Origin of the sequence: Austwickia chelonae NBRC 105200 (assembly GCF_000298175.1) — a bacterium.
Taxonomy (GTDB): Bacteria; Actinomycetota; Actinomycetes; order Actinomycetales; family Dermatophilaceae; genus Austwickia; species Austwickia chelonae.
Genome location: NZ_BAGZ01000005.1, coordinates 355277 through 367437, shown reverse-complemented (window position 1 = coordinate 367437; position 12161 = coordinate 355277). Strand labels below are relative to the sequence as shown.

Below are 12161 nucleotides of genomic sequence, written 5' to 3'. Positions count from 1 at the left end.
TCTCCGCTCAAGAGGCGGAAGGGGTCTTCCTGGGGCTCCATCCGTTCTCCGGGAGGACATCCCGGTGTGCTTTCACGGGGACGAGTGCCAGCAGCCCGATCAGGAGCACTGCTGTGATCCCGAGGATGCCCCAGTACTGGGTGCTGTTGTCCTGTGGGCGAATCCAGCGTCCCAGCATGATGGCTCCGGTGAAAGCGGCTGGAGCGATGAAGCTCAGCGCGCGCCCGGTAGTGGCGTAGAGGCCGAAGATCTCCCCTTCGCGGCCGTGAGGGATCAACCGGATCAGCAGGGTCCGGGAGGCCGACTGCGCCGGTCCGACGAAGATACAGAGGACCAGACCCAGCACCCAGAAGACGATCGGGCCCCCGTCGTGGAGGGCGAAGATGCCGACTCCGGCGCAGATCATGCAGATCAGCGAGCCGAGGATGAGTCGTTTTGGTCCGACCTTGTCGTCGAGGATGCCGGAGCTGACAGTGGCCAGCCCTGCGGTCAGGTTGGCCACGACCGCGAAGGTCACGACATCCCCTGAGGTGAAGCCGAAGGTACCGTAGGCGATGACTCCGCCGAAGGCGAAGACGCCGACGAGGCCGTCGCGGAAGATCGCCGAGGCGATGAGGAAGTACAAGGTATTGGGGCTGTCCTTGGCCAGGCTGCGCAATGTGCGGCCGAGAGCGGCGTAGGAGCCGATGATGGATTCCTTGGGGAGGGGTGCTTCCGCGGTGGTCTCCGGGGTGACCTGCTCCGCCGACGAGCTCTCATTCTTCTTCGGGGACCGCTTCCGGAGCACGACCAGGACGGGGATCATCCCCATCGTGTACCAGGCTGCGGTGAAGAGCATGGAGGCTCGGATGTGCATTCCGTCCTCGTGAGTGACCCCGAACAGACCTTGCTCCGGCTGGATGAAGGCCAGCAGCAGGAAGAGCAGGACGGCGATGCTGCCGAGATATCCGGAACCCCAGCCGAAGGCGGAGATCTTGCCGACGGTCTCCGGCGTGGAAACCCGTTTCAGGAGCGAGTTGTGGTTCACCGAGGCGAACTCGGCGAAGACGGTGGCGATGACGAGAAGCACGATGCCGGGCCAGAGATAGCTCGGGTCGGGCCGGACGAAGAAGAGCGACAGGATCATGCACAGGACCACGAAGCTGTTGACACCCAACCAGAAAACGGGCCGGTTCGCCCGATCGGAGCGGTGTCCCAGCACCGGTGCCAGGAGTGCCACGAAGATCGCAGCGATGCTCATCCCGGTGCCGAGCGCTTCACTGTTCGCGTCGGCGGGGCCGAAGGCAGAGCTGGTGAGGTAGACCGAGAAGACGAAGGTGACAACGACGGAGTGGAAGGAGTTCGTGCCGAGGTCGTAGCCGATCCAGGCGAGTGACTCACGGTTGAACAATCGTCTGGACGGCATCTGGGTACTTTCCGGGGTTGGTTCGTCGGCATGCTCTTCTGAGAGACCGGGGATCTTGACGTGGGACGTTGTCGTGGTTGAAGGGGTCATCAGAATCGGACGGCATCCCGTTCTTGGGCGTTCATGGCCCGGATGACGGCGTCACGGTTCTCGGTGACGAGGCGGGTGAGGCCGTCAGGGGCGTCGGAGTGGTGGTCGAGCCAGGCCTGGGTGGCCTGGAGGAGTTCATCGCCTGCCAGGAGGGTCGGATAGGCACCGAGCGCGACCAGCTCGGCGATGGCGTGGGTCCGGTCTTCCCACAGGGCTCGTATTTCGTTGTGGTACCGGGTGATGTAGGGGGCGAGAAGGGTCTCGTCGTGAGTGATGGATATACCGGCCAGGACTGAGGCGACCATCTGGTTGGACAGGTCGGGGCTGTCGAAGACCCTGCTCCAGGCCTCGGCCTTGGCTTGTGCGGTGGGCTGTGCTGCCCGTGCTCGGGCTGCCCGTTCCCGCCCGGTTGAGGTGGGGTCGCGTTCCTCTTCGGCACGGATCTCTTCCTCGCCGGCGTTGCCCCCGGCGACCGAGGCTGTCAGCAGAGTCCAGCGCATCTCGGTGTCGATGGCGAGGCCGTGTAGTTCCTGAGTGCCCGCCAACAGGCCATCGACCCAGGCCAGTTGTTCGGGAGTGCGGGCCTGTCCGGCGGCGACACTGACCAATTGGAGCTGGGCATCGGATCCTGCGGGCGCTTCCCTGGCTATTCGGATGAGCTTTTCCGCGGCATCGGCGGTGGTCTGCTCACGGGTCGAGGGAGAGAGGTAGAGCTGCATCGTCGTGGTGAGTTGGCTGAGCAGCATTCGTAGGAGCGTGGAGTCGGTCTCGCCGGGGAGGGCGTCGAGCACCAGGCGGATGAAGTCGCTGCCTGCCATCTCGCCGTCCCGGGTCATGTCCCAGGCCGCGCCGAGGAGGAGCGCGCGGGGGAGAGGATCCGCAGTGGAGGCGTGGGCGATCAGGGTTCGCAGGGATTCCTCGTCGAATCGGATCTTGGCATAGGTCAGGTCGTCGTCGTTGAGCAGGAGCAGGTCAGGGCGGTGCAGGCCGACCAGCGGGGCGACTTCGGTTTCCTCTCCGTCGATGTCGATTTCCAGTCGTTCCCGACGGACCAGGCGTCCTTCCTGCAGGTCGTAGAGGCCGATGGCTAGACGGTGGGGACGGAGTGTCGGGTGGTTTTCGGGTGCGCTCTGGTGGACGACGGCGCCGGTGACGAGTTCGTGGTCGTCGGTGTCGAGTTCGATGTGGAGGGTGTTGGGCCCTGCGGTTTTCAGCCAGGCATGGGACCACGCTGAGAGGTCGCGTCCGGAAGTGGTTTCCATATGTCCCAGCAGGTCGCTCAAGGTGGTGTTTCCGTAAGCGAATTCGGTGAAGTAGGCGCGTAGCCCCGCAACGAAGGAGTCTCGACCGACGTAGGCGACGAGTTGTTTGAGCGCGGCTGCGCCTTTGGCGTAGGTGATGCCGTCGAAGTTCACCTCGACGTCGGCGAGATGCCTGATGTCTGCGGCGACGGGGTGCGTGGAGGAGAGCTGATCCTGGCGGAGTGCCCAGGATTTGCCCGCGGCGGCGAAGGTGGCCCAGGCGTGTGTCCATTCAGTGGCTTCTGCCTGGCAGGTCATGGAGGCCCATTCGGCGAAGGATTCGTTCAGCCACAGGTCGTCCCACCATTGCATGGTGACCAGGTTGCCGAACCACATGTGGGCGAGTTCGTGCAGGATCGTCAGGGCGCGGCGTTCGACGACGGCGTCGGCGACTTTGGCGCGGAAGACGTAGATCTCGTTGTAGGTGACGGCGCCGACATTTTCCATGGCGCCTGCGTTGTATTCGGGGGTGAAGATCTGGTCGTATTTCGTGAACGGGTAGGGCAGGGCGAAGAGTTCTTCGTAGAAGGCGAATCCACGCTTCGTGCAGTCGAAGACGTTGTCTGCATCGAGGTAGGTGCTGAGCGAGCGCCGGTAGAACAGTCCGAGGGGAACTTCTCGGTCACCGGTACGCACGCTGTCTCGGACGACGTCGTAGGGTCCGGCGATGAGAGCGGTGACATAGCTGGACAGTCGGGGGGTGGCCGGGAACTCCCAACGGGACACAGGTAGGAGGCCCAGCTCAGGGATTTCCTTCGATCCCAGGGCACGGGGCTCCGGGGTCGGTTCCACGGAGATGATCTGCCAGTGGGTGGGTGCGGTGACGGTGAAGGCGAAGGTGGCTTTCAGGTCGGGTTGTTCGAAGACCGGGAACATGCGGCGGCTGTCCGCTGTTTCGAACTGGGTGTACAGGTAGACCTCGTTGTCGACGGGGTCGACGAAGCGGTGGAGGCCTTCACCGGTGTGCATATAACGACCGATGGCGTGGACTTCCAGGGTGTTCTCCGCAGCAAGGTCGGGCAGGGTGATGCGGGAGTCCTGCCAGACTGCGGCGGGATCGAGATCGACGCCGTTGAGTCGTACGGAGAGGACTTGCTCGCCGATGAAGTCGCAGAAGGTCTCGGCGCCTGGCTGTCGACAGGAGAATTCAGCGATGGTGCTGGTGGTGAAGCTTTCGGCGGAGGTGGTCAGGTCGATCGCCACCCTGTAGGACTTGACGTGCAGTAGATCCGCTCTGGCTGCGGCCTCTTCACGGGTCAGGTTCGTACCGGGCACGGTGACTCCTCGTCGATGAAAGTGATGGTCGTTCTTCTGTCGTGTACTGGGTGGTGCGCTCGATCCGTGGGGACATCCTTGCATCACCGATTGTGGCGGTGTGCCGATATCAGGGGTGAGGTGCGGTGCCACGGCAGGTCGTGTGTTCTGTCCGGTTCCGCTGGGCTGACCGCCGTCCGTACAGAATATTTTCGGATCTATTTGAGAGAGTGGAGAATATGACGGTGCAGGCCGTGCGCATGTGGTTCGACCCGATCTGCCCTTGGGCTTGGATGACCTCGCGTTGGTTGAAGGAGGTCGAGAAGGTCCGGGAGATCCGGGTGGAGTGGCATGTCATGAGTCTGGCGGTGCTCAATGAGGGGCGGGAGCTTTCTGAGGACTATGCGTCCTTGATGGCGCAGGCCTGGGCCCCGGTTCGGGCGATCGTCGCGGCCCGGAAGGAGTACGGGCAGGCAGTGGTGGGTCCTCTGTACGACGCCATGGGGTCGGCGATCCATGTGAAGGGGGAGAAGGATTTCGACGAGGTGGCTGCCCGGGCTCTTGCCGGGATGGGCTTGTCGATCGCGGTAGGTGACGGGCCCAGTGCTGTCGAGGTGGATGCTTTGTTGCGGGCGGGGCATGCCGAGGCGGTCACCCTGGTCGGCGATGACGTAGGAACTCCTGTGGTGGCAGTGGGTGACACGGCGTTCTTCGGCCCGGTGGTTTCCCCACCGCCGCGCGGGGAGACGGCGGGGCTTTTGTGGGACGGGTGCGTATTGGTGGCAGGTACTCCTGGTTTTTTTGAACTCAAGCGCACTCGTACCGTGGGTCCGATTATCGAGGAGTTCTGACCTCGTAGCTGCTCTTTTTGCAGGAGATCGCTCTTCTCCGCGAAATTGGGAGGTTCCGGACGAATAACGGCCCGCAGTGAGCAACATATAGGAAGTATGCCGCGCGACTTTCTCGATGTCGTACTACTGTCCACACTATGGGTGGAATGTCGATGGGGTCCGTGAGAGGAACGCCTACGCGCGTGGGCTCCTTCGCGTCTGGGTCCTCGTGCAGGGTCCGGCCTTCACTCGTCCTGCCCTGCGGGCGTGCCGTGGCAATACGCGCCTGGGCCGAGGTCCGTCGGTGGACCGAAACCCAGGAACGAGCCACCGTGTTTTTCGTGGTTCTGGGGATGTCGGCGGTGACCACGTCGATGATCCTTCTGCCCACGACGGTGTCCTGGGCTGCTTATCTGCCCTTCGTGGTCCTCAGCGGCGCATTGCACTCGCCCAGATGGCACGGCGCGGTTCTGGGGCTGTGCATCGCCCTGACCTTGGTCGTCCCTCGACTTTCCACCTCAACGGGAACGGATTCCACCGGAGCGCTGTGCTGCGTGGTGGCAGTCGGGGCCGTCACTTTGTGGCGCAGTCTCTCCCGGGCGCGGGTCGGGGTGCACGGTAGCCGCGGGGAGAGCATGTTGGCCGATCTGCGCAGCGAGCTGCTCCTGCGTAGCACCGTGCCCGTGCTGCCGGAGAGCTGGGAGGCCCAGGTCTGTGTCAAGTCTGCGTACGGCCATCCTTTCTCCGGTGATTTCGTCGTAGCCCGCAGGACCTGCTCGGGAAAGAACCTGGAAGTCGTTCTCGTCGACGTCTCCGGAAAAGGGCTCGACGCTGGGACACACTCCCTCATGCTCTCTGGCGCTTTCGACGCACTGATGGGGTCGGTCCGTCCCTCTGAATTCCTTCCGTTGGCCAATAATTATGTGGCGCGTCAGGAATGGTCGGAAGGTTTTGCCTCTGCCGTGCACCTCTCGCTCGATCTCGAGAACGGCGAATACGTCATTTCCACGGCGGGCCATCCGCCGGTCGCCCACTACCAGGCCGAGGCAGGTGGATGGCGGGTCGTTGAAGGCGCGCGGGGTCCGGTGCTGGGCTTGGTCGCCGGTGTCCGTTATCCCGGGACGAGAGGCAGGCTGGAGCCAGGGGACGCTCTTCTGCTGTACACCGACGGCGTCGTCGAAGAGCGGGGCAGCGACCTCGACGAGGGTATCGGCAGACTGGTCACCAGTTTGGAACAGGCGACAGGTGCAGGTTTTGTCGGTGTCGCCGAGCAGGTCTGTGCGGTGGCGCCGGCGGGCCACCTGGACGACCGGGGCGCCGTGCTGGTCTGGCGGACCTGCTGAGCGTTCCCTCCTCATCCGATCTCCGCATGAGGATGCAGACGCAGACCTGAACGCTGCGGTGATCGGAGGGTGCGGAAGTCTTCCGGGCGGGGCGACGGAGCCGACCTCCGTGGTTCTTGGGAGAATGGCCGGACAAAGTGGGTCCGCACGAGGAGGAACGGTGGAGGTCGTCGTCTGTCGTGACGCCGAGGAGCCCGGGCGTCATGCCGCGGAGGCCATCGAGGTGCTGCTCGCGGAGAAACCGACCGCGGTGCTCGGAGTAGCTACTGGGTCGAGCCCGCTGACGGTCTACGCCGAGCTGGGCCGTCGGGTGGGCAGCGGGCAGCTGTCGTTGGCCACGGCGACAGCTTTCATGCTGGACGAGTACGTCGGTCTTCCTCGGACCCATCCGGAACGCTATCGCAATGTCATCGAACGGGAATTCGTCGCTCGAGTGGACATCGATCCTGCGCGGGTGCACGGCCCTGACGGCGCTGCCGCTGATCTTCCGGCAGCCTGCCGTTCCTATGAACAGGCCATAAGAGAGGCGGGCGGCGTGGATCTGCAGCTGCTCGGTATCGGCACCGACGGGCATATCGCCTTCAACGAGCCCGGAAGCTCACTGACCTCACGTACCCGGATCAAGACTCTGACCGGTCAGACCCGCCGTGACAATGCACGCTTCTTCGAGGGCGACATCGAGAAAGTACCGAAGCACTGCCTCACCCAGGGCATCGGCACCATCATGGAAGCGAAGCATCTGGTTCTCCTCGCCAGTGGACGAGCCAAGGCCGAAGCCGTCCATCAGATGGTCGAAGGCCCGATCTCCGCGATGTGGCCGGCCACGATCCTGCAGATGCACCCGCATGTCACGGTACTGCTTGACGAGGCCGCAGCGTACCGCCTTCAACTGGCCTCCTACTATGCCGAGGCCTATCAGGCGAAACCGGATTGGCAACATTTCTGATTCAGGAGAATCGCTGTCCGAATTCCTTTCCTCCGCCGATACGGGAATGGGGGGCGCGACGAAGGCCTTGGCGCGTTTGAGGAAAAGAACGACCTGTTGGCGAGGTCATACCTTGGAGTGATTCGGTGGCGATGCCGCCATGGGCGAAGCGACCACGGCATATTCCTCATGTGGGTAGGGAAGAGATCCGATCTCTGTCTGCGATGGTATGGGCCGGGAGGATTTTCACATTCTGCTTGGTCACTTCTTCCTTTCCTGAAGTTCCGGGGCGAATCGACTCGGCCACCAGACTCGGTGACCGATGTCGTGGACGAGCCCGGGGACCAGCAGCGAGCGCACGACGAAGGTGTCGAGCAGGACTCCGAAAGCCACGAGGAAGGCGATCTGCGCCATGAACACCAGAGGCAGGACGATCAGGGCGGAGAAGGTCGAGGCCAGGACGACCCCGGCCGACGTGATCACTCCGCCGGTGACAGCCAGGCCTGCGAGAGTGGCTTTCCTCGTACCCCGTTGTGGCGTCTCCTCCCTGACCCGAGTCATCAGGAAGATCGAGTAATCGATCCCGAGGGCGATCAGGAAGACGAATCCGTACAGGGGTGTCGCAGGGTCAGCATTCGGAAAGTCGAGGAGATGGTTGAACACCAGCGCGCTGACACCGATCGTGGCGGCAAAAGAAAGCACATTGGCCAGGACCAGCAGCAACGGGGCGACCAAGGATCGCAGTAGGACGACCAGGACGAGGAAAACCACCCCGAGGATGGTCGGCAGCAACAGTCGCACGTCGTTCTCGCTGGCCAGACGAGTATCGACCACGGTCGCGCTCTGCCCGCCGACGTTGTAGGAAGGGTCGATGCGGTGCGCGGCGGCTCGCACCTCTTGGACGGCGCGTTGAGCGGCGCTGCTCTCGGGCGGGTCGGTGAGTTCGATCTGGATCACGACCTTGCCGTCGACGATCTGTGGGGGAACCCCTGGTGCGCTTCCGGTGGCGGTGGTGCCCACCCCGCGAATTCCCTGGACCGCGGTGACCACTGCCTCGGCTCGATCTGTCGGTACGACGATCCTGGCAGGTTGGCCGCTGCCGCCGGGGAAGTGCGATTGGAGTGTCTTCTCTCCTTCGACGGATTCCACCGAAGTCCGGAAGAGTTGGGACTGGCTCAGCCCGTCGGCTTTGAACATCGGTGCAGCCGATGCCGCGAGGAGGAGCGTTGCGGTGACTCCGAGCCATACGGCCCGTGGCCGTCGTCCGACGAGACCGGCGACTCTGCCCCACGGTCCGGTCCTGATCCGGTCTTCCTCGAGGTCCTGTTGGACGACACGAGGTATCCGCGGCCAGAAGACTCGCCGGCCCAGGAGGAGGAGAACCGCAGGCAGGAAGGACAAGGAGGCAGCCAGTGCGCCGATGATGCCGAGCGCGCTGATCGGTCCTAGACCGCGGGTGCCGCCCAGACTGGCGAGCATCAGGCACAGGAGCCCGAGCACGACGGTGGCTGCGGAGGCAGAGATGGGTTCCAGCGTTCCACGCCACGTCCGCTTCATGGCGTCCCAGGATGACTCGGTCCGGCGGAGTTCCTCCCGATATCGGGCGACGACCAGCAGTGCGTAATCGGTGGCGGCGCCGACCACCAGGATGGACAGGATTCCTTGGCTCTGACCGGATACCTGGATGGCGCCGTGGACGGCGAGAGGGTAGATGACGAGCACGGATGCTGCGAGTCCGAGAACCGCACTGGCCAGCACGGCGAAAGGCAGGATCGGGCTGCGGTAGACGAAGAGCAGGATGATCAGGACGACGCCGAGCGCGACGCCCAGGAGGACGCCGTCGATACCGGAGAAGGCCTGGCCGATATCAGCGGCGAATCCGCCGGGCCCGGTGACCTGGGTCTTCAACCCGGTTGGAGCGAGAACACGTGTTGCCTCGGCCCGTAGGGCCGCGGCGACGGCTACGCCACCGCTGGTCTCACCGATCTTCTCCGCGATCCGGTCGGGATCTGCTGAGATCGGGACGAGAAAAGCTCGGCCGTCCTGGCTCGGTACCGGGAATCCGGGTGCCCCGCTCAGCAGGTCTCCGAGCGTTCGGTCGCTGTCTTCCAACCGGAGGGAGTGGAGCGATGAGACATATCGTTGAATATGTTCCCGGTCGTTCTCGCGGGCACCCCCTTCCCGGGTGATGACGACGAAGTAAGGCAGCCCGGTAACAGAGCCGAAAGGCTTGAACTCGTCGGCGGCGCGCTTCGATTCCGCATCGATCGGGAGGAAGGACGCCTGGTCGTTCTTCTGTTGAGAGGAGAGCTTGCCGACCAGGGGTCCGCCGACAGCTCCGACGGCGAGCCACAACAGCAGAACGAGCGAGGCGATCAGACGGACGGATCGAGTCATGGACGTTCCCCGGCTATCGGAATGAACATCTTTCGAGATTGACGTAAATCCGCCATCCTCTCGACTCGGCAGCTGCCGCCCGGAGGACTCAGGACGTGAACGGTTTCCTCGGTCGCCCACTGGCGCACGTCTGACTTCGGAGGCGCGAGAATGCTGTCTAGGGAACGTCGGATCGAGAAAGTACGGCCGAGCAGCCGCGGCTCTGCAAGATGGGTACCGGTGGGCGAGCGGGTCCGCTGGATCCACGAATGCTCGTGGAATACCAGCAAAACGCCAGGTTGCCCCCGCATGAACGGGCGCAACCTGGCGTTTCGTAGTGGAGCGGGTGACGAGAATCGAACTCGCGTAGCCAGTTTGGAAGACTGGGGCTCTACCATTGAGCTACACCCGCACGAACCTGCTTCCAGGCTCGGTGCACGAGTTTAACCATACTCGGCGAGCAATCGTGAATCGGCATCGGTCGGTGCGGGGGCGGTCCGGACGTCGATGTGGTGTGTTCGACGGAAAATGTTGAAGAGTAAGCGAACTCACCGATCAGCTTTTTTCGGTCAGTGATCTTCCACGTGACATGGGCACTCACTGTCCGGTCGTCCACTTTTATCCGGTAGCGTTGGGCATCACCACGGGCTGTGGCGCAGCTTGGTAGCGCGCGTGCTTTGGGAGCACGATGTCGCAGGTTCAAATCCTGTCAGCCCGACCAGTGCAGCACCGATCTGAATCGGGCTCGGGTGAGGCCCTCCCTGGCCTTGCCCGAGCTCCCACCAGGGCGCTGGTCCCTCGACATATCGTTCGCAACGTCGAGGGAAAGCGGCTTGAACACAGCCGAAGAGGGACACTGCGGTATCGCAAGGAGGCCAGGGTTCGGCCTTGACATGCGAAAGCCGATAGCATGACGGGAAGTCTCCTCATGACGGAGACCGTACAGACTTGTCCTATTTCCGATTCCGCTGGAGTGCGCGCAGTGAAGAGTGCCGTCGAGACCCTCAACCCGACCCGGGTCAAGCTGACCATTGAGGTCCCCTACGAGGAGCTCAAGCCCAGCCTCGACGCGGCCCTTAAGGCCATCGCGTCGCAGATCCATGTCCCCGGCTTCCGCCCGGGCAAGGTTCCTACCCGCCTGGTCGAACAGCGCGTGGGTAAGGGAGCCGTTCTGCAAGAGGCCGTCAATGACTCCCTGCCGCAGTTCTACGGTCAGGCCGTCGAAGAAGCCGAGCTCCGTCCTCTCGGACAGCCCGAGGTCGACATCGTCGAGCTCCCCGTCGACGAAGGCGACCAGTTCGTCTTCACCGCCGAGGTCGACGTTCGTCCTCAGATCGAGCTCCCCGTCTACGAGGAGCTCAAGGTCGAGGTCGCAGCTCTGGACGACGCCTCGATCGAGAAGGATGCCGAGGAGCGCATGACTGCACTGCGTCAGCGCTTCGGAGCGTTGAACGTGGTCGATCGCGCAGCCCAGGACGGAGATTTCGTCACCATCGACCTGACCGCCACCATCGACGGTGAAGAGATCGACTCGGTCAAGGGCATCTCCTACGAGATCGGCTCGGGCAACCTGCTCGAAGGCATGGACGCCGCACTGATCGGCATGAAGGTCGACGAGACCAACACCTTCACCGCCCCGCTCGCCGGCGGGGAACACGAGGGGGAGGACTCCGAGATCACGGTCACCTTGGGCTCTGTGAAGGAACGCGAGCTTCCCGAGCTGGACGACGACTTCGCCCAGGAAGCCTCCGAGTTCGACACGTTGGAGGAGCTTCGCACCGATATCGCGAAGCAGGCCCGGCAGGCCAAGCTCTTCGCCCAGGGCGTCGAAGCACGCGACAAGGTCCTGGACCTGCTGCTCGAGACCATCACGGTGGAGGTTCCCGAATCTCTCGTCGAGGCAGAGGTGCAGGGGCACCTGCAGAACCACGACGGTGACGTCGATGACGAGCACCGTGCCGAAGTGCGTGAGGGTGCGCTCAAGGCGCTGCGCGCGCAGCTGCTCCTCGACGCTATCGCCGAGGCGGAGAAAATCCAGGTCGAGCAGCAGGAACTCATCGAGTACCTGGTGATGACCGCACAGCAGTACGGCATGGAACCGGCTCAGTTCGCTCAGGCGATGGAACAGAACAACCAGGTTCCGGCCGTCGTCGCCGAGGTTGCCCGGCGCAAGGGCCTCGCCGCGATCCTCGAGACGGTGCAGGTCGTCGACACCAACGGGGACAGCGTCGACCTGGGTGCCGTCATCGAGACCGATGACATCGATGTCGAAGAAGCAGAGGCAGAGGCTGCTGCTCACGTCGAGGCCGAGAAGGCTGAGACGAAGGAGGAGAAGCCTGCCGAAGAGTCCGCTGAAAAGCAGATCAAGAAGGCGGCCAAGAAGAAGGCTCCGGCCAAGAAGAAGGCCGAGTCCGGCGAGGACGCCTGACCCTTTTCATGCCGTGAAGGCGCCGCTTCTTCCGGAGGCGGCGCCTTCGCTGTACAGGTGTCCTTGTGCGCTCACGGCGAACAGCCTCCCTTTCGGGAAATGTCCTGCGTCGGTGAAGCGTTAGGTTGATCACAGCGGAGGGGCCGTTCCTACGACGGAGCACAAGTTCCAGGCAGGGATGCAGATCCTCGGATATGCGGCGGCGAGGT

General features: G+C 63.5%; 7 protein-coding genes and 2 tRNA genes. 5 read left to right on the top strand and 4 right to left on the bottom strand.

Annotated elements, in window-relative coordinates:
- Positions 1-7 precede the first annotated feature (7 nt).
- Positions 8-1405 carry an MFS transporter gene (locus tag AUCHE_RS04795; protein WP_006502144.1) on the bottom strand — a complete coding sequence of 466 codons (1398 nt, stop codon included), beginning with the start codon at positions 1403-1405 and terminating at the stop codon, positions 8-10.
- Between the two features lie 89 nt (positions 1406-1494).
- On the bottom strand, positions 1495-4071 hold the full coding sequence (pepN, locus tag AUCHE_RS04790) for an aminopeptidase N (RefSeq protein WP_006502143.1): 2577 nt from the start codon (positions 4069-4071) through the stop codon (positions 1495-1497).
- Between the two features lie 218 nt (positions 4072-4289).
- Here pepN and AUCHE_RS04785 point away from each other — a divergent pair, with 218 nt between their 5' ends.
- From AUCHE_RS04785 to nagB, 3 genes are all read left to right on the top strand, one after another.
- Positions 4290-4901 carry a mycothiol-dependent nitroreductase Rv2466c family protein gene (locus AUCHE_RS04785; protein ID WP_040321444.1) on the top strand — a complete coding sequence of 204 codons (612 nt, stop codon included), beginning with the start codon at positions 4290-4292 and terminating at the stop codon, positions 4899-4901.
- Between the two features lie 311 nt (positions 4902-5212).
- The gene (locus tag AUCHE_RS04780; RefSeq protein ID WP_006502141.1) at positions 5213-6223 is read left to right on the top strand and encodes a PP2C family protein-serine/threonine phosphatase; all 1011 of its coding nucleotides are present in this window, start codon (positions 5213-5215) and stop codon (positions 6221-6223) included.
- 160 nt (positions 6224-6383) lie between these two features.
- Entirely contained in the window at positions 6384-7169 is a 786-nt protein-coding gene (gene nagB, locus AUCHE_RS04775) for a glucosamine-6-phosphate deaminase (protein ID WP_006502140.1), read from the top strand.
- Positions 7170-7409: 240 nt separating this feature from the next.
- On the opposite strand, the gene AUCHE_RS04770 is transcribed toward nagB, so the two are convergent.
- The gene (locus AUCHE_RS04770) at positions 7410-9545 is read right to left on the bottom strand and encodes an MMPL family transporter (protein WP_006502139.1); all 2136 of its coding nucleotides are present in this window, start codon (positions 9543-9545) and stop codon (positions 7410-7412) included.
- Between the two features lie 317 nt (positions 9546-9862).
- Positions 9863-9936 (bottom strand) — tRNA-Gly (locus AUCHE_RS04765).
- Positions 9937-10168: 232 nt separating this feature from the next.
- Here AUCHE_RS04765 and AUCHE_RS04760 point away from each other — a divergent pair.
- Positions 10169-10245: transfer RNA gene (locus tag AUCHE_RS04760), tRNA-Pro, on the top strand.
- A gap of 261 nt (positions 10246-10506) precedes the next feature.
- Positions 10507-11952 carry a trigger factor gene (tig, locus tag AUCHE_RS04755; RefSeq protein WP_006502138.1) on the top strand — a complete coding sequence of 482 codons (1446 nt, stop codon included), beginning with the start codon at positions 10507-10509 and terminating at the stop codon, positions 11950-11952.
- Positions 11953-12161 lie beyond the last annotated feature (209 nt).